Annotated in this window: 18 protein-coding genes; 12 read left to right on the plus strand and 6 right to left on the minus strand. The window is 36.7% G+C overall.

Annotated features, from left to right (window positions below; translation table 11 throughout):
• The first annotated feature begins 151 nt into the window (after window positions 1-151).
• The 3 genes from AC4G3N_RS00005 (at window position 152) to rsgA (ending at window position 3,171) form a co-directional block, all read left to right on the plus strand.
• Window positions 152-1,354, plus strand: a complete 1,203-nt coding sequence (locus tag AC4G3N_RS00005) for an IS110 family RNA-guided transposase (RefSeq protein WP_491089503.1) — start codon at window positions 152-154, stop codon at window positions 1,352-1,354.
• A gap of 225 nt (window positions 1,355-1,579) precedes the next feature.
• Window positions 1,580-1,816, plus strand: coding sequence for a DUF3953 domain-containing protein (locus AC4G3N_RS00010; protein ID WP_140461420.1), 237 nt, complete (start codon window positions 1,580-1,582; stop codon window positions 1,814-1,816).
• A gap of 266 nt (window positions 1,817-2,082) precedes the next feature.
• A complete protein-coding gene (gene rsgA / locus AC4G3N_RS00015; protein ID WP_225983692.1) occupies window positions 2,083-3,171 on the plus strand; it encodes a ribosome small subunit-dependent GTPase A in 1,089 nt (362 codons plus the stop codon).
• A gap of 349 nt (window positions 3,172-3,520) precedes the next feature.
• Here the strand turns inward: rsgA and AC4G3N_RS00020 are convergent, their stop codons facing one another.
• The 3 genes from AC4G3N_RS00020 to AC4G3N_RS00030 all read right to left on the minus strand — a co-directional run bounded on the left by AC4G3N_RS00020 (window position 3,521) and on the right by AC4G3N_RS00030 (window position 7,932).
• Window positions 3,521-6,133 (minus strand): calcium-translocating P-type ATPase, PMCA-type, encoded by a 2,613-nt coding sequence (locus AC4G3N_RS00020; protein WP_192796843.1) that lies wholly within the window; start codon window positions 6,131-6,133, stop codon window positions 3,521-3,523.
• Window positions 6,134-6,658: 525 nt separating this feature from the next.
• Window positions 6,659-7,501 (minus strand): manganese catalase, encoded by an 843-nt coding sequence (locus tag AC4G3N_RS00025; RefSeq protein ID WP_491089504.1) that lies wholly within the window; start codon window positions 7,499-7,501, stop codon window positions 6,659-6,661.
• A 302-nt stretch (window positions 7,502-7,803) separates the two neighbouring features.
• Window positions 7,804-7,932, minus strand: coding sequence for a hypothetical protein (locus AC4G3N_RS00030; RefSeq protein ID WP_257469051.1), 129 nt, complete (start codon window positions 7,930-7,932; stop codon window positions 7,804-7,806).
• Window positions 7,933-8,400: 468 nt separating this feature from the next.
• Between AC4G3N_RS00030 and AC4G3N_RS00035 the strand changes: the two genes are divergently transcribed.
• On the plus strand, window positions 8,401-8,832 hold the full coding sequence (locus tag AC4G3N_RS00035) for a DUF2621 domain-containing protein (RefSeq protein ID WP_066103960.1): 432 nt from the start codon (window positions 8,401-8,403) through the stop codon (window positions 8,830-8,832).
• 100 nt (window positions 8,833-8,932) lie between these two features.
• On the opposite strand, the gene AC4G3N_RS00040 is transcribed toward AC4G3N_RS00035, so the two are convergent.
• Entirely contained in the window at window positions 8,933-9,502 is a 570-nt protein-coding gene (locus AC4G3N_RS00040; protein WP_491089505.1) for an HD domain-containing protein, read from the minus strand.
• A gap of 241 nt (window positions 9,503-9,743) precedes the next feature.
• Here AC4G3N_RS00040 and AC4G3N_RS00045 point away from each other — a divergent pair, with 241 nt between their 5' ends.
• The gene (locus tag AC4G3N_RS00045) at window positions 9,744-10,244 is read left to right on the plus strand and encodes an NUDIX domain-containing protein (RefSeq protein WP_066103956.1); all 501 of its coding nucleotides are present in this window, start codon (window positions 9,744-9,746) and stop codon (window positions 10,242-10,244) included.
• Window positions 10,245-10,320: 76 nt separating this feature from the next.
• Here the strand turns inward: AC4G3N_RS00045 and AC4G3N_RS00050 are convergent, their stop codons facing one another.
• Together AC4G3N_RS00050 and AC4G3N_RS00055 are read right to left on the minus strand one after the other, a co-directional pair.
• Window positions 10,321-10,932, minus strand: a complete 612-nt coding sequence (locus AC4G3N_RS00050) for a hypothetical protein (RefSeq protein ID WP_066103954.1) — start codon at window positions 10,930-10,932, stop codon at window positions 10,321-10,323.
• 420 nt (window positions 10,933-11,352) lie between these two features.
• Entirely contained in the window at window positions 11,353-11,493 is a 141-nt protein-coding gene (locus tag AC4G3N_RS00055; protein ID WP_077248027.1) for a small acid-soluble spore protein P, read from the minus strand.
• A 146-nt stretch (window positions 11,494-11,639) separates the two neighbouring features.
• Between AC4G3N_RS00055 and AC4G3N_RS00060 the strand changes: the two genes are divergently transcribed.
• From AC4G3N_RS00060 to AC4G3N_RS00090, 7 genes are all read left to right on the plus strand, one after another.
• Window positions 11,640-11,915: a hypothetical protein gene (locus AC4G3N_RS00060; RefSeq protein ID WP_066103951.1), complete on the plus strand. Its 276-nt coding sequence runs from the start codon at window positions 11,640-11,642 to the stop codon at window positions 11,913-11,915.
• Window positions 11,916-12,144: 229 nt separating this feature from the next.
• On the plus strand, window positions 12,145-14,874 hold the full coding sequence (acnA, locus tag AC4G3N_RS00065; protein ID WP_066103949.1) for an aconitate hydratase AcnA: 2,730 nt from the start codon (window positions 12,145-12,147) through the stop codon (window positions 14,872-14,874).
• 159 nt (window positions 14,875-15,033) lie between these two features.
• Window positions 15,034-15,528 (plus strand): TlpA family protein disulfide reductase, encoded by a 495-nt coding sequence (locus AC4G3N_RS00070; protein ID WP_066103947.1) that lies wholly within the window; start codon window positions 15,034-15,036, stop codon window positions 15,526-15,528.
• Window positions 15,529-15,654: 126 nt separating this feature from the next.
• The gene (locus tag AC4G3N_RS00075) at window positions 15,655-15,786 is read left to right on the plus strand and encodes an FbpB family small basic protein (RefSeq protein WP_077248025.1); all 132 of its coding nucleotides are present in this window, start codon (window positions 15,655-15,657) and stop codon (window positions 15,784-15,786) included.
• Window positions 15,787-15,854: 68 nt separating this feature from the next.
• On the plus strand, window positions 15,855-15,998 hold the full coding sequence (locus AC4G3N_RS00080; RefSeq protein ID WP_066103946.1) for an acid-soluble spore protein N: 144 nt from the start codon (window positions 15,855-15,857) through the stop codon (window positions 15,996-15,998).
• A 347-nt stretch (window positions 15,999-16,345) separates the two neighbouring features.
• Entirely contained in the window at window positions 16,346-18,652 is a 2,307-nt protein-coding gene (locus AC4G3N_RS00085) for an AAA family ATPase (RefSeq protein WP_490553324.1), read from the plus strand.
• A 35-nt stretch (window positions 18,653-18,687) separates the two neighbouring features.
• Window positions 18,688-19,107 (plus strand): acyl-CoA thioesterase, encoded by a 420-nt coding sequence (locus AC4G3N_RS00090; protein ID WP_066103942.1) that lies wholly within the window; start codon window positions 18,688-18,690, stop codon window positions 19,105-19,107.
• The last annotated feature ends 12 nt before the right edge of the window (window positions 19,108-19,119 follow it).

A 19,119-nucleotide genomic window follows, 5' to 3' on the forward strand; every position in this document is an offset into this window, starting at 1 on the left:
ACAAATGATCCCGTCCGCTAAACTGTTCACCCCCTACTTGTAGAAATATGTTTGAGGCTGGTTGGGACTGAGATCTCGTATAACAAGCGAAGCTATAATACTACTTGGAGGAAATAGGGATACTGGTGAATTTATCAGAGGAGGAGAAAGAATGAACCCAGTTGTGGGTATAGATATAGCCAAAGAAGAAAGTGAAGTACAGGCTTTTTTAGATAAAGGAAAGCCGTATGGAACAAGTTTTTCGATTAAGCATAATCGTGAAGAGTTGGAGAAGTTTATCTATTTCTTAGAAGAAATGAAGGAAACAACTGGGCAGATGCCTGTGGTTATATTGGAATCAACAGGACATTATCATACCCCAGTTGTTCAATGCTTAGAAGAGAATGACATACTTTATATCTTATTGAATCCAATCATTTCTCATCAAGCGAAGAAGGCCAGTTTAAGAAAGGTGAAAACTGATGCGTTTGATGCGTATCAATTATGTGTTCTCTATTATAAAGAAGAATTTGAACCTCAAAAAAGGAGAGGAATTCAACTTCTAAATATTCGGAATCTATCGAGACAACAAGAGATAATGACGAATATGTATGTGGAGGCAAAATTGCATTTCCATACGATTTTAGATCAGGTTTTCCCTGAATATAGAAAGGTTTTTGGGGATCTATTTTCGAAAGTATCTTTATCGGTATTAAAGGAATACCCTACCTCGGAGAAGGTTCTAAGGGCTAGCAAGGAAGAGCTAGAAGATAGGATACGAGAACATTGTCCCAGTCGGTCTGTACAGTGGGCCAAAGAAAAGGCAAGAAAGCTCATTCATTCAGCTTCTCAAAATCCTTTTCAGAAAGTGCGATATGAAAGCCATCTTATCAATCTTAGTATGTATATCGATATTTTATTTCACTACCAAGGACACCTTACGGATTTAGAGAGCCAAATGGTATCCCTGGCAAATGAAATAGAAGAATATAAGATTATCCAATCGATTCCTGGTATCGGTGAAAAGATTGCGGCAACAATCATTTCGGAGATAGGAGAAATTGATCGGTTTAATCACCCTAAAAAGTTAGTGGCCTTCGCTGGAGTAGATCCCAGTGTCTATTCATCTGGTAAGTTTACTGCGAACATAAATCGTATAACCAAACGAGGATCCAGTAGGCTAAGGCATAGTTTGTATTTAGCTGTTTTATGTGGGATAAGAGGCTCTAGAAATAAAAAGCTCAAAGAGTTCTATGATAGAAAACGTTCAGAAGGAAAACCTTCAAAAGTTGCCATTGTAGCTTGTATCAACAAGCTGCTTCACTGGATTTATGCTTTATTGAAAAAGAACGAGAATTTCCTAGATTTAGCTTAGGAAATGATATTTATCCAACATAAGAAAAACCTTCCAAAAAGAAACTGGAGGGTTATTTGGCATACCCAAAAACAGTATAGCATATAAAAAAATGAAATATACAGAGAGATATTGACAACCTATTAGCTGGTTTAGCTCAAGAAGGAATTGAATAGAATAATAATGTAAATGTGATATGATTAGACAAAAACTTGGGGATATGACTTGTTGTAAGGGGAGAGAAATATGCTAAAAACATTAAGAATTATTTTATCGATAGGTGTTCTTGCATTAGCGTTTTTTGGTCTAATAACTAAGAACTTTGAGTATATGCCTTATTTAATGATGGTACTAAGTTTTTTCATATTGACTACGGGACTAATTGAGCTTCAAAAAGATAAAAAAGCATTTTGGGGTTATATGTCTATTGGTGTTTCTGGTTTTGTTTTTTATGTTTCAATTCAGGGATTCTTATTGAGTTAACAGGGATATTAGCAAAAGAAAAGGCTGTCAAATTGACGGCCTTTTCTTTTGCTGCTAACGGGTCAGTTTAGTGAAAGAACATTGTTTAATTTGTGTTGAACATTAGAGTTGGATTGTACTAATATAAAACTTATAAGTAATGAAAGGAGCTGCTGTGTTTATGTATAGCAAGCGAAATGTGGAGATTGTAACAAATAGGGAGGTATGCACAAAATAAACTAATGCATAAAACCTCCCAAAAGTTATTATCTAAACTTTAGGAGGAAATGAAATTGAATAATATTGATATGAAAAATTTAGGACTTACTGAAGAATTCATACAGGAGTCTACAATATATAAAGACCTTTTTATTGGGCGAGTTTCATCACAATCTAAAAATTTATATAAGGTGATTACAGAAAGTGGTGAGGTTGTTGCTGAGATATCCGGTAAGTATCGCTATAATGTAACAGGAATTTCTGAATATCCTGCTGTTGGAGATTTTGTTATGATCGACAGAACAAATAATTCAAAGGGGAACGGAATTATTCATCATATACTTTCACGAAAAAGCGTATTTGGACGTAAAATGGTAGGAACCAAAAAAGATATTCAGATTGTCGCTACAAATATTGATACGGTTTTTATTTGTATGTCACTGAACAATGATTATAATCTGCGTAGACTAGAGCGTTATCTTTCTATCGCTTGGGACAGTGGTGCAAACCCAGTTGTTGTACTTACAAAGTCAGATTTATGTGATGATATAGCATCAAGACTTGATGAAATATATTCTATTGCAATTGGTATAGATGTGATTGTTACAACAAATACTTCTGATGAAGGATGCCAATCTTTAAAAAAGTATCTTTCAAATGGGAAGTCAGTAGCGTTTATAGGTTCATCTGGAGTTGGGAAATCAACCTTAATTAATTGCCTTATCGGCCAAAACTTATTAGATACAAATGAAATAAGGAATGATGATAAAGGCAAACATACTACTACAAGCCGTGAATTAATTATGTTGCAAAATTTAGGTGTTGTTATAGACACTCCTGGTATGAGAGAGCTTGGAATTATAAGTGCAGATTTAACCAAGTCTTTTTCTGATATTGAAGACCTTGCTAATGATTGTAAATTTAATGATTGTACACACCAACATGAGCCAAACTGTGCAGTACAAAAAGCAATGAAAGATGGATTTTTGTCAATTGAAAGGCTAGAAAGCTACTGGAAACTAAAAAAAGAGACTAAGTATCAAGGTTTGAATTCTAAAATGATTGAAAAAGAAAAGGCAAATGAAATGTTTAGTAGCATAGGCGGCATGAAAAATTTCAAGAAATTTAAAGAACAAAATAGAAAGAAAAGAAGATGAAGTTTTATAGCTCTTTGAAGTGAAAAATAGGTAACAGCTCGATGTTGAGCTGTTACCTTATTTTTTGGTAGATAGTATAGTTAAATGAGATTTTATTTATAATATTTGTGAAGGAATGTACTTAAACAAACAGGAGAGTTAGTCCAATAACAAGTACAACCACTTCCTTTTTGGAGGTGGCTATTTTCATAAAAACAAGCGTTAATCAATAGCAACAATACTTACGAAAACAGCCAAGTAAAAATAGCTAGAGGCTATTCTAGTAACACCAAGGGGAAAAGAATCAGAAAAACCGAATGGATTAGCCGAATAAAAAGCACCCAATCGGGTGCTTTTTAACTGCTGGAAATTAGGTTGTCTTAGTTCTTCTGATCAGTTTTTCAATCTCAATTACAATGATTGGAACAAATCCAAGTCCAAGCGCGATCAGATAGTATTCAGAAGGAAGAGGAGTTACCTCGAAAATATAAGCAAGCGGTGGTATAAATACAATCGCAACTATAAGTAAAAGTGAAGCAAGCAGGGCAAGAATCATATATTTATTTTCACGAATATCGGATTGGAAAATAGATTTGGTTGTTCTTACATTTAGAACATGAAAGAGCTGCGAAAGTGATAAAACTAGAAAAGCCATTGTTTGGGCAGCGCCTAATGAGTTCAGATTGACTCCTGCCAGATAAAAGCCGATTAAGGAAAGTACAGCAAACATCAACCCCTGAAGGACAATCCGGTAAAGGAGCCCACCTGCAAAAATTCCTTCTGCTTTTGGCTTCGGTCTCCTCTTCATAATATCTTCTTCAACAGGTTCCATTCCAAGAGCGAGTGCAGGAAGTCCGTCTGTCACTAAGTTCAGCCACAAAAGATGGATGGCAAGGAGCGGTGTTTGTTGCCAAATAATCATGGCAATGAAAACAATAAATATCTCACCCATATTAGTGCCAAGCAGGAATTGAATGGCTTTGCGGATATTATCATAGGTACCGCGACCTTCTTTTACTGCATCGACAATTGTCGCAAAATTATCATCCGTCAAGATCATATCTGATGCTCCTTTCGCGACATCCGTCCCCGTTATACCCATCGCGCAACCGATATCAGCTGCCTTCAAGGCAGGAGCATCATTAACCCCGTCACCTGTCATTGATACGATTGCACCTTTTTGCTGCCAGGCGCGGACAATCCGTATTTTATCTTCCGGTGACACACGTGCATAAACAGAGTACTCATCGATTGAGTCATTTAATGCTTGATCGCTCATTTTTTCAAGTTCTGCACCACTAAGAGACTTTTGTCCGGCATTTAATATACCGAGTTCTTTGGCAATGGCATTTGCTGTTCCAATATGGTCACCTGTGATCATAACCGGGCGTATACCAGCTCTTTTACAAACCTGTACGGCATCCTTAGCTTCTGCACGTGGAGGATCAATCATTCCAAGCAAGCCGACAAAGTGCAAATCATGCTCAATCTCATCGCTATTAGGGTGATCAGGAACACTGTCAAGTTCCTTAAAAGCAACAGCGATAACACGCATAGCTTCATCCGTCATTTGGTTGTTAATTCTCTTGGCAGCTTCAAAATCACCAGTTTTACAACGGTTCATCAATACATCAAAAGCACCTTTTGTTAATGCATAAGGTTTTCCTTCTATTACATGGATGGTTGTCATTAGCTTTCTGTCAGAATCAAAAGGAATCTCACCAACACGGGGTGCTGCTTCATGGAGGCTTTCTTTTGTCATTTGATTCTTAAGCGCTGCTGAAAGGATAGCAGTCTCTGTTGGATCGCCGATGTGCTTTTCTTCTCCATCTACGATTTCAACGGTCCCATTTGATGCAAGTGAACCAAGGCGAAGCAAGGATTTAATTGGACCGGAAACATGGTCAGTTATATCTTCTGGTTCACCTTTAACCCAGGCTTTGATGACTGTCATTTTATTCTGTGTAAGTGTACCTGTTTTATCAGAGCAAATAACAGAGGCACTTCCTAAAGTTTCAACTGCTGGAAGCCTGCGGATTATAGCATTTCTTTTGACCATTCGCTGGACGCCGAGTGCTAAAACGACTGTGACAATTGCTGGCAAACCTTCTGGAATAGCAGCGACTGCTAAGGATACTGCAGTCATAAATATCTCGAGTATCGGCATTCCAGAGAAGAATCCGATAGCAAAGATTACAATACTGATGGCAAGCGCCAGCAAGCCGAGGTACTTTCCTAGCTTGCCTAGTTTTTGTTGCAGAGGTGTCTGACCTTGGTCAGCTGATTCAAGCAATTCGGCAATCTTGCCCATTTGTGTATCCATTCCGGTTCCAGTTATAATTGCTTTTCCGCGACCATAGGAAACACTGCTGCCTGAAAAAACCATATTCACTCGATCTCCAAGGGGTGCATCCTCATTAACTGTTGCATTCTGATCCTTTTCAACTGGAACGGACTCTCCAGTTAAAGCTGACTCCTCAATTTTCAAGGAAGCTGCATCAACTAATCTTCCATCAGCCGGAATGAAATCACCAGCTTCAAATTCGATTAGATCACCAGGCACAATCTGGCTTGCTTCAATCTCGGTTAATTTTCCATTACGGATGACTTTTGCCCGTGGAGAGGAAAGGTTCTGTAGTGCCTCGAGTGATCTTTCCGCCTTATTCTCCTGAACAACTCCAAGTACAGCATTCAATATAACAATACTTAAAATAACAACTGGTTCAATATATTCCTTTGTATCATGGCCTTTAAGGGCGACGAAAAAGGAAACCGCAGCCGCGATGATTAGAATCAAGACCATGATATCCTTAAATTGTTCAAAAAAACGTTGGACGAGCGACTTCTGTTTCTTTCCTTTTAATTGATTAAGTCCGTATTTCGCTTGGTGTTCCGCTACTTGTGCGTCGCTTAAGCCAAGCTTACTATTTGTCCGATATTCCTTTTCGATATCATCGAGTTTTTTCATATGTGGATTATTCATGAAGAAACCTCCATTCTTTTTCACTAAATATGCCTTTAGCATATCCAAAAGAGAGCGAAGGATTCTTTTAAGATAATAAATTAATAAAGAAAGGTAGACTTACTCAATATCTTCTTTTGATATCATAAAGAATTAATGAAATACAACTATTCACTCGAATTGGACTTGCCGATAGAAGTGAGATAGTTAATGAATAAGCATTGTTTTATTACTTAGATACGATAGGTAAATATTATCGATTAATGGGGGAGGGGGATGTTTTTTATAGAACATGGAATGAGTGGCTAATGTTCCCCGGAATTTAGATTACTTTACAGTACAGAAATAAAATGCGATTCGATATTCTTTTTAAATGACACATAGAAATGAAGGAATTTTTACGATATTCACCAATAGGGGATGCAATAGTAAAATAAGGACAAGAAGAGCAGGGGAATCAATGGGAAATATCTATGAAAAAAGGACTTCAGAATAACACTTATTCTGAAGTCCTTTTGTATGCTAATCAAAAATATACATTAGCGTTTATAAGATTGATTTATCTGTGTCCATTGGCAATGTGTTATGTGTTTCAAGTGGAGCTGGTTTTAACATTGGTTTTGCGCCTTCTGCAGGTGGAACGACAGCTTCATAGCGGAATTCACCTTGTCCATCCGGAGCTTCACCGCTTGCCCACGTTCCAGTACTGCTTTCTTCGCCTTCAGAGAAATTATATAAAGAGTATGCGATATCTAAGCGTTCTTTTTCACGTGGGAATGTGCTTGGAACAAGTAATCCTTCTTGTTCTTCTAATTCAGCGATTGCTTTTGCCCATAGATTTTGGTGATAAGAATCACGTGCAATAAGAACGGAAAGCATATCTTTAATTCCTGGATCATCAGTCATTTCATAAATACGAACAGCTTGCAGGCGACCTTGTGATTCAGCATTTAGGTTGGCGCGGAAGTCAGCTAATAAGTTTCCGCTTGCAGTTACGTAACTGCCCATCCATGGATTACCAAGGCTATCCTGAGGACGAGGGTTTAATCCGGATACAATCGCGTGTTGTGGGTTCATTCCGCTTAATACTGCACCGGTTGCCGGGTCAGCCATAGCTTTTTCCTGATCTTTTAGCGGTGCATCCTCAAGAAGACGTGCGACCATAGTTGCTAACATTTCAACGTGACCAATTTCTTCAGTACCGATATCAAGTAAAAGGTCTTTATATTTTTCGTTGCCGCGTACGCTCCAGCCTTGGAACAAATATTGCATCATAACGGACATTTCACCATATTGTCCACCAATCAGTTCTTGAATTTTCTTTGCCATCAATGGATCTGGTCTAGTTGGTTTAGCTTCAAATTGAAGTTCTTTTTTATGAAAAAACATATCTATACCTCCGTATATAATAGTATTTTTTTGAGCGATTGCTCGTACAATCTATTACATACCCAGCGTTTTTAGGAAGAAACATAGAAATTTTGTAAAATCAGGTAATAGAGGTGTGAAATGCTATGGTAATATTGACATAGAGAATAAGAAATAAATTTTATTTTCAAGTGTATTTTTACATATTTTTTTCTTGGTTGTCGAAAATTTATGGTCTATACATAAAAAATGTCATAATAAGAAAAGAGCACCCAGAATACATGTATTCTGGGTGCTTTAGTTCGATAGGCGATAGCGCCAGATTAATTTTTCATTGCACCGATTGGCGTTAATTGTTCATTAGGCTGTTGCTTGGTTATTGATTCCATCTTCTTTAATTCTTCTCGAAGTAATCGTCTGACTTCCCTGCGTCTGTGTACTTTTTTTCCCATTAAGTAAAGACCTCCTTAAAGTAGTGGAAATGCAACAAACCAATCTGACCCTTAACAAAAATAACCACAATCCCTGATTAGATTAAAGAAATATCTAGATTGAATGATATGAGGAAACTATACAGTATATTCATTACTTCTTTAATACAGTCAGATTGTTATCTTTAGTTATATCAGAGATTGATAATTCTGACAATTAAAAACAATCTCAATTAACAAGGGAAAACAATAGAGAAAAGCCCAAAATCTTTGATATATTTACGTAATACACCCTTTTCCTGCAATTCTTTTTATTTTTCTCCAAAATCCATGTTAGGAATGGAGGTTCCCTTATACGAATTTTGTACAAACAATTTAGTAATTATTAGTCAATTTAGTTGAAGGTTTCCAACTCTTTGTTATAATAATACATGGAAAATGATTGTTAAATTAGGGGATTGTGTATTACTTAACTGGGGTGAATGATTTATGTTAGAAGGATGGTTTTTATGGTTCATCCTGTTTTGGGTTGTCTTTATGATTGGTTTTATGGCCATCGGTGGATTTTTTATGTTTCGAAAGTTCTTAAAAAAACTGCCCAAAGAAGATGGAAAATCAGATATGGACTGGGAAGTTGAATTTGTTAATCAGACAAGGCATCTATGGAATCAGGAAGAAAAAGATTTTCTAGAAGAATTAGTAAGCCCGGTTCCTGAATTATTTCGAGATGTAGCAAGGCATAAAATCGCAGGGAGAATCGGTGAACTTGCACTTAAAGAAAAGGCTAATAAGATAACGATGGATCTTATTATTAAAGGGTATATTCTAGCAACACCAAAACGTGATCACAAATTTCTTCGAAAAAAATTAGAAATTGAAAAAATAGACGTCAGTCCATTTGAAAAATACTTCTCTATTTGACCTCTTCTTTTTATGAAGAGGTTTTCTTTTACGGAAATAGCGTTTGATTGAAAATAGGACCTTAATAGGTCCCCGGGTTATTATGGCTGTGTTTGACAAATTATTTGTTGTTACTATCTTTTATAGAATCAAAAAAGCTATTTACGTCTTTAACGTATTGATGGAAAAACTCCGGAATCTCTTTGTCGTCCAAACCATAAAAGCTATTCATTGCAACCCCTCTGATATACCATTCCTGAGAATCCAGTCCTCTTTTAAAGCAGTTCCAAATTTCACTCCCCAATAATTCATGTCCGGCAGTCATGGATTTTAGGTTATCCCATTTATCAGCAACAATAAGAGCCTTTACTTCAAGAGGCGCTTCTTTAACAAGCTCAAGTGTATGCTGCTTACGTTCTTCCCAGGTTTTTGTTTTGTCCTCTGTATGAGCAGAAACATAATGCGCGATTTTAGGTCCAAACTTCTTTTCAATCTGTTCAATCGTTGTATCTGTGTCCTCCACAGTATCGTGCAGTAATGCTGCAATCACCAATTCTTCACAAAAACCAGCCTCTTCAAGAGTTTTAGCCACCTGCAAAGGGTGTATAATATAGGGTTCATTTGACAGCTTACGTACTTGTCCGGCATGTGCCTCCGTTGCAAATTGTACTGCTTTTTCCTTTAATGTCATTCATTCAGCCACCTTATCTATATATACTGAAATTTCACTATCTTATTATAAATAAATAATTCTGTGCAGCTAGAATATATAAAATATACATATGATTATGGGTATTATATCATATTTAGCTTTGAGGCAGGTCTTATGCGTTTTATTTATGAATATGTATAATAATATATTACACAGAAAGCTAAAATTATATATAATCATACTGTGGATTATTAGAAAGATTTAAAAGGGGTCATAAACCATGGAACTTATCAAGGAAATTTATGATGATGCGTCAGAACAGTATACGGATCATGCATATCGTATTAGAAAGGCATCCAGAGCTGTAGTCATTAACGACCGTGATGAGATTGCTCTTTTATTCGTTGCAAATGGAAACTATCATAAATTGCCTGGTGGAGGCATTAAAAGCAATGAAACTATTTATGATGCATTAAAAAGAGAGGTAGAAGAAGAAGTAGGAACCTTAATAGAAGATATTAAGGAACTGGGACTTACTATTGAATACCGTAATAATGAAGAGCTGCTTCAGATATCTTATGGATATATTGCTAAAACTATTGGTGAACTTAAAGACCCGATGTATACCGACGATGAGATTAACGACGGATTTGTATTAAGATGGGTGCCAATCAAAATAGCGATTGAAATATTAAAACAAGACATGCCTTCTAATTATGCAGGACAATTTATTCAGCAAAGAGATCTGGAATTTTTATTAAAAGCTGACGAACTGATTTAAAATAATGTCAGTCACTACTCTAAAAGCTGCACTCCAATTGTTAGAGATTTAATTGCAATTGGAGTGCTTTTTTAGTTTAGTTAAAATAGTTTTCTAAGTCAGCTAAAGAATAGGCATCAGAAACACCTTTTTTGGAATATAAATATTGAATTAGATTTTTATCATCTTCATACAGATCAGCTAGTCCATAATAAATATTCTTTAAATAGGGAAGAGAAGGTGGAGTGATGTTCTTTTCAGCAATAGTTCGATTATCTGTAAAGGTGAAAATCGGATATCCATCCGTCTCACCCAAGTAGAGAATATTACCATACCAAGAATCGTTAAAGGAATAGGTATGAACATTTTTGGCTAATTCAAGATCTATCTCCATTTTATAATTGTCATTCTCCTGCTGTACAATTTGTTTAAACTGTTCGCTAGTAATTAGGTATTTCTTACCGTATGTCCTTGTATTCGTATCTCTATCAGTATTGATAAAAGCGACACCGCCATCCCAACGACCTGAGTATTCAGCGAAGTACATCTCATAAGGAAGAGAAATCGGAGCAATTTTTTCTGGATAAGCAGGATTCGTACACCCACGTTCATTTTTTGTAGAACCCTCTGGTGTCCCTCCGCTTATATAACAACGAAAGCGGCTCTCTAATAAATTGGATCCATAACTTGCGTACCATACATAATCCATTGTCGTATAATACCTCCTCAATAAAATTCTATATAGATATACGTACCACAAAAGGGATTGATTACACATGAACATGCGGGAGGCAGGTTAATTCCTTAGAAAAATCAAACGTATCGTGAGCACGCACAAAAACGGTAAGCTGTGTAACCTTCAGAAAAAGAATTTTAAACAATCAGGGAGAGAAAAGGGAAAGTTAATAATAATATTTTTAGTTAAAAGGCGAAAATTTAAAAATATAGAGGATATTAGTAGTTGTATTAGGTCTGCCAGTAGGAAAGGCCATTAAAGATAATACAAAACCTTATAATCAATGTTTCTGTTGAAAGTCTGAGGATCTTTTCCTGAATACTATCTATGAGCGGAATTAAAATGCGAGAGAAAAAAATTCCTCCCGCAGTCTTTTAAGAAAAGATAATGCTGTTACATATCGTGATGAGAATGATTTTTTTGACGTGTATGCTGCCTGTTTTTCACTTTATGAGAACCGCTTAAGGGTGCCGGTTGGCCAGAATGATTTTTATCTTTAGGGCCTTTTTGGTGATTAGCGTTTTTATTCGACATATTCATCCCTCCTACCTATAGTATGAGAGCCTATTAAATGATTATACAGGTATATAATAACGGGTATTTAGAAGCTGATTCACATCATGAATAAGGCAATAAACTTCCGTACATCATAAAAGATATATTGTTAAGGAGGGGTGTACGTGCCTTATCACAAAAATAAAGTTCAAGCCTTTCAATCCGCTCAAAATGGCGTCAGAAGAGCGGTGGATGCACATGAAAATCTTGAATCTATGCAGCATGATCCTCAATTTGGCCATGAAGTGGGACATTTGTGGGAAGAAATTAATGAGGCGTATCAGCAGGTTGAAAATGCTTATGAAGTGGCAAGTGAACATCAAAAGGACCAACTGGATGATTATAGAAATACATTAGACAAAATGGTTTCAGATTTAGACAAATTTGAAAAATATCGATAAGGTACCGGCCAGCTAATATTACTTTGCTGGCCGACTTTTATTTTATCAGGAAAATAATTACCAATAAGCAGAACTTATGACAGGTAATAAATTACTTATATTTTACTTTATGGAAAGGTTATATTAATATTAAATTGTTAGAATATTAGGATTGAATGAAAAGTGTTTTACTTTTCTACAATTTATTACTATATTCTGTAATATCTTTTACCTAGAGGGGGTAATTTGATTGGGGAAAAATGATGTGTTCGATTCACGGAGATTTTTTGAAATCGACGGTAAACGCTATCATTACTACAATTTGAATGTATTGGAAGAAGCAGGAGTTGGAGAAGTTTCCAAATTGCCTTATTCCATTAAAGTTTTACTGGAGAGCGTTTTGCGTCAACAGGATGGGAGAGCTATTAAAAAGGAACATGTGGAAAACCTTGCTAAATGGGGAACAGAGGAAATGTCAATCGATATTGATGTACCTTTTAAACCTTCCCGTGTAATATTGCAGGATTTCACAGGTGTACCGACTGTAGTCGATTTGGCTTCATTACGTAAAGCCATGGCTGATATCGGAGGAGATCCGGGTAAAATTAACCCTGAAATCCCGGTTGATCTTGTTATCGACCATTCAGTTCAGGTTGATAAATATGGAACTGCAGATGCGTTGCAGATTAATATGGATTTAGAATTTGAAAGAAATGCGGAACGTTACCAATTCCTAAGCTGGGCACAAAAAGCATTTGATAATTACCGTGCGGTTCCACCAGATACAGGGATTGTTCACCAAGTGAACCTTGAGTATTTGGCTAATGTTGTACATTCAGTAGAAATGCCGGATGGCGATTATATGACTTTCCCAGATTCTTTAGTGGGAACTGATTCACATACTACCATGATAAATGGTCTGGGTGTATTAGGATGGGGTGTAGGCGGAATTGAAGCGGAAGCTGGAATGCTTGGCCAACCTTCTTATTTCCCAGTACCTGAAGTTATCGGTGTACGGTTTATTAATTCCTTGCCAAACGGAACAATGGCTACAGATTTGGCGTTAAAAGTTACTGAAATACTGCGTAAAAGTGGTGTGGTTAATAAATTTGTAGAATTTTTCGGCCCTGGGATGAGCGCTCTTTCACTTTCAGATCGTGCGACCATCGCAAATATGGCACCGGAATATGGCGCTACTTGCGGTTTCTTCCCAATTGACGAAGAATCTCTTACTTATATGCGTTTGACTGGACGTACAGAAGAGCATATCGCAATTGTTGAGCAATATTGTAAAGAAAACGGTTTGTTCTACTATAAAAACAGTGATGAACCAAGATATACAAAAATTATTGAGATTGACCTTTCAGAAATTGAGGCTAATCTATCCGGTCCAAAACGTCCGCAGGATTTGATTCCTTTATCTAATATGAAATCTGCCTTCAATCAAGCTTTAACAGCTCCGGTTGGAAATGCAGGATTCGGTCTTAGTCAAGATGAAATTAATAAAAAAATCACTGTTCAGCTGAATGATGGCCGTCAGGCGCCGATGAAAACAGGTGATATTGCCATTGCTGCCATTACAAGCTGTACGAATACTTCTAACCCATATGTTATGCTGGGTGCTGGACTAGTTGCTAAGAAGGCTGTGGAATTAGGATTACAGGTTCCACATCACGTAAAAACATCATTAGCTCCGGGATCAAAAGTCGTTACAGGCTATTTGCGTGATTCTGGTCTGGGAACATACCTTGATAAACTTGGTTTCAATGTTGTTGGGTATGGCTGTGCTACATGTATCGGGAACTCCGGTCCATTAATGGAAGAGATTGAAGCAGCTGTTTCTGAATCAGATTTACTTGTTACTTCTGTCTTATCCGGTAACCGTAACTTTGAAGGACGTATTCATCCGTTAGTAAAAGCAAACTATTTGGCATCACCGCCATTGGTTGTCGCATATGCCTTAGCAGGTACAGTGGATATCGATCTTGAGAATGATCCAATTGGAAAAGGTAAAGATGGAAAAGATATTTATTTCAAAGATATCTGGCCATCCAGTGAAGAGGTTAATAAACTTGTACAGGATACCGTAACATCTAATCTCTTCCTTAAAGAGTATGAGCATGTATTCGATGACAATGCAAGATGGAATGAAATCCAAACCAGCAACGAACCTTTATATAATTGGGATTTTGATTCAACTTATATTCAAAACCCACCTTATTTTGTAAATATGGATCCTAACCCAACAGAAGTAAAACCGCTTGACGGACTGCGCGTTGTCGGATTATTTGGAGATTCAGTTACAACAGACCATATATCTCCGGCTGGATCTATCGGCAAAGATACACCAGCAGGTAAATACTTGCGTGAAAAAGGAGTTGCTATCCGTGACTTTAACTCATACGGTTCTCGTCGTGGAAACCATGAAGTTATGATGCGCGGTACTTTCGCTAATATCCGAATCCGTAATCAGATTGCTCCAGGCACTGAAGGTGGATATACAACGTATTGGCCAACTGGTGAAGTGATGTCTATCTATGATGCATGTATGGAATATAAAAAAGATGATACTGGCTTGATCGTATTGGCTGGGAAAGATTACGGAATGGGAAGCTCCCGTGACTGGGCTGCCAAAGGTACCAACCTACTTGGAATTAAAACGGTCATTGCGGAAAGCTTTGAAAGAATTCACCGTTCCAACCTTGTATTAATGGGTGTACTTCCGCTTCAATTCAAAGAAGGCGAAAGCGCTAAAACACTTGGTTTAACTGGAAAAGAGAGAATCTTTGTTCCAGTTAATGAAAATGTTAAACCACGTGACATCATCGAGGTAACTGCAGTTGGAGAGGACGGAACAGAGAAGAAATTTGATGTTTTAGTTCGTTTTGATTCTGATGTGGAAATCGATTATTATCGTCATGGCGGTATCTTACCAATGGTTTTACGAGGAAAATTACAAGAAGCATCATCTACTAAGTAACGATAAAAAACTGACTTCGGTCAGTTTTTTATTTTTGTTTAGAATAACTAATTGTAAATATGAAGTTATCAGGATGAGATTTTCACGCTTTCGTAAAATTGGAAATACTGATACAATTTCAGGTGGGGAATATACTATTTGTGGCTGGGGGAGTTTAGTGTGAAAAAAATCATCGGGTCACTTTTATTGCTGATACTGATTGGAGTAGCATTTTATCAAGTGTTGAATCAGCCTGATACACCTGTCAAGGCTGATGAGGGCAAAGAAGCAGTCGACTTTACATTAAAAGATCCAGATGGAAAGGAAATTACACTATCTGATTATAAGGGGAAAAAGGTGTTGTTAAACTTTTGGGCAACCTGGTGCAATCCGTGTAAAAAAGAGATGCCTGATATGGAAAAAATTAAACAATCTCATCCTGATGTAGTTGTTTTAGCCGTAAATATAGATTCTGATCAGGATATAAAAGGATTTATGAGTGATTTAAAACTTACGTTTCGGACTGTATTGGATGTAGATGGTGAAGTGAACAAAAAATATAAGGTTGTGTCCATTCCAACTTCATTCTTCATTAATGAAGAGGGAGTTATTGATAAAAAGGTTGTAGGGTTAATGGAATATAAACAAATGGAAGAGCATATCGCAAACATGTAAGCAGCCTTGAAGGCTGTTTTTTCATATTTTAAAGACTAATTAGTTATCGTTATTTTCTAAAAATGTTATAAATACAGAAAAAGTAGGCAATGATATTATAAAATAAAGTATGGATGGTGGTTGACGATGAAAAAGCGTAAGCGGATGTCTTTAGCAGATTTAATACTGGAAAATAAAAAACAAATTATAATGGATAAACATGCAATGGAAGTTCTAGAAGATCGAATCGATAAAAGAATGATGGAACGAGCGGAGTAATATCCAATATCTACACCTTATAAGTCATGCGTAAGTAAGCATGATAAGAAAGAAGGGGTGAAGATAAAATGGGAAATCCGAAGAAAAATTCCAAGTCATTTGTACCAAATCACATTGGAACTCAACCTAGAGCTGCCGGTGGAAATAAAGGCAAACAGATGCAAGATACATCCGGAAAGCATCCAGACGTGATTCAAACAAAAGGTGAATAGCTGAATAATTTAATCTCAAATCTGCCTGAATCCTAATGGAGACAGGCAGATTTTTTAGTTGGTTAGAATCCAGGAAATTTACTTCGCGTTCATTAATGAATTAAAAAAACTATGTTCCAAATCTTCATGGTGAATTTTAAAACCAAACCCAAGTAGCCAAGAAAAATAATCCGTAAAAAGAGGGACAAATGAAGCGGCCATTACGACTAAAAGACAGAACTTCTGAATAAGAGAATGTTTAATTTCAATAGTTGACTGGTGAATCATACATTAAGCTAAAATGATTAATCTGGAACGTGTTGTATGATAGGATGGAGACATCGACTGAAAAAAGGATGAAGCAGTAAATGGAATTATCAATAACCAATTATAAAAATATGATTGATGAGTGGGAGAGAACGTTGACTAAAGAAGGTTCACTCCCCATAAAAACAGAATTACTTAGTGTGCTTCAATTTATATGTAAAAACCAGGGTGAGTGGGGAATATCAGCAGATTTAGAAGGAAAGCTGTTATATTTATTAGCCCTGGAAAGAAGTAAGCAAGAGGAACAAGATGATTTATATTATCTATTATTAGATGAAGCAAACCGATTATTGAATAATCGCTCTGAAATACAACGATTGCTGGAAACTAAGCAGCTCAATCGTTTTAATGACTTATATACTGGCTTTTCTACTCCAACTTTACGAGAAACGGATAATAGAACTGCAAAACGTAACACGGTCGGGCAGATTATGAATGAAACAAGCAATTACATGAACCGTACAACTGAAGCATTAAAACAAATCAATCAACTGGCAGAAACAGATTTAATCCATACTGCAAAAAAATACTTAAATGATATATTTGACGGTATGCAAAAGGTAATCTCTACGGCAAAAGAGTATGAAGAAACATTAAGCGGGAATTTCCATACCGCAATTGTTTATCAGGAGTTAAAATCCTCATTAAATCTTCTGAATAGCCATATTCATCAATTTAACGAGTTTATATCACAGCATGAAATTGTTGATGCAAAGGATCAAGTAAGTGCCTTAGCAGAGTTGAACGAAATGGTTGGGCTGATTGAAATAAAAAAACGGGTTAACCAGCTTTATCAATTTTTGAAGTATCAAAAACACCGTGAAGAATTAGGATTCAGTAATACAGGTGATATTAGCCTAAACATGATTTTAACGGGTAATCCTGGAACCGGTAAGACTACCTTGGCCAGATTATTAGGGAAAATCTATTATGAATTAGGGATATTGCCAAAAGAAAAAATTGTAGAGGTTGATCGTTCTAAATTGGTTGGAGCTTATGTTGGACAAACAGAAGAAAACGTTCGTAAAGCTGTGGAAGAGGCAGTAGGAGGCGTCCTTTTTATTGACGAGGCATACAGCTTAAAAAGAGAGGGCCAACAAGGAACAGATTACGGGCAGACAGTGATAGATACGCTTATATCTCTTATGGATAGTGCAGAGTATTCTGGAAGGTTCGCTGTTATTTTAGCAGGATATCCTGAGGAAATGAGACAGTTTCTGGATAGCAATCCTGGTTTGCGCAGTCGTTTCCCGAATTTTAATTATATGGAGTTACCAGACTATTCATTGGATGAAATGATTGAAATTGCGATTCAAACGGCAGAAAAAAATCATTATTTTATCGCTCCCGATGCGATTCCTTCTTTAAAAAAACGAATTGAATATGAGATGGTTGATCAAACTTTCGGTAATGCCAGAACAGTTAAATCAATTGTTATGGATGCAATCTTCCATAAAGGTTCTACAGGTGAACAGCAAGCCAATGAAAGCTTTTTAAATTATCTTCTTCTGCAAGAAGAGGACTTTTCTTCTCAGTTTCCTGTATCCACTGGAAATCCCCAGGCAGAACTAAAGAATCTTGTTGGTTTGGATATGATTAAAGAGGAAATTCATAAACTTTCAGCATTTGTAAAGATACAGCAATCCAGGAGACAGGCTGGAGTAAAAACGGTACCTGTCCAGCTTCATGCGGTTTTTACCGGGAATCCTGGAACTGGTAAAACAACAGTTGCAAAGCTGTACTCGGAAATACTGCGAGATTGTGGACTGTTGAAGAGAGGTCATCTAGTTGTAGCTAGCCGTGCTGATTTTGTAGCTGGCTATGTCGGGCAGACAGCCATTAAAACGAAAAAGAAGGTTCAGGATGCATTGGGCGGTGTATTATTTATTGACGAAGCTTACTCCTTACTAAGCTCTTCCAATTCAGATTATGGAAAAGAAGTTGTGAATACTTTAGTGGATGAGATGACCAAACATAATGAAAACCTTGTCATCATCTTGGCAGGATATCCTGATGAGATGAAGGCGTTGCTGTCCAGTAATCCAGGATTTTCATCCAGGTTCAAAAAGTTCATGCATTTTCCGGATTATAGCACAGAGGAATTGATGCAAATCATTGAAAATTATGCTCGTAAATATCAGTATATACTGGACCAGGCGGCAAAAGATTACTTGGTTGAAAAGTTGAACCTAATTGAGATTGATGGGAACGGACGATTTGCTATTAATTTGGTTGACAATGCGATACAGGTACAGGCGGTTCGATTAATCGAGCAGACGGGAGAGGATCTGGCTGCGGTTGATTACTCTACTCTGACAAAGGCTGATTTTCAAGATGTGTTAGAATAGAAAAAGGACTATTGTAGAATAGGAGTGTAGAAGGAATGTTTGTTTCAAAAAAAGAAATCCAATTATTTTACGCAGATACTGATATGATGGGTGTTATGTATCATGCAAACTATCTTAAATGGTTTGAGCTGGGCAGAACAGCCCTTATTGAGGATTTGGGCTATAAATATACGGATATGGAGGAAGCAGGCTATTATGCACCTGTTTACGATATTCATGTAACCTATAAAACACCATTACGATATGGTGATCAGGCCTATGTACATACTTGGGTAGAAGAAAATAATGGAATAAAAACACTGTATGGATATGAAATCCGGAATCAGCATGATCAAATTTGCGCAACTGGAACAACTACGCATATTGTAGTAAAAAAAGATAATTTCAGACCGATTCAGTTTAAAAAAGCATTTCCGGAATGGAATGCAAAATACGAAGAAATCAAACGAAAATAGATAAAGAGAATC

Source organism: Bacillus sp. z50 (assembly GCF_058313585.1).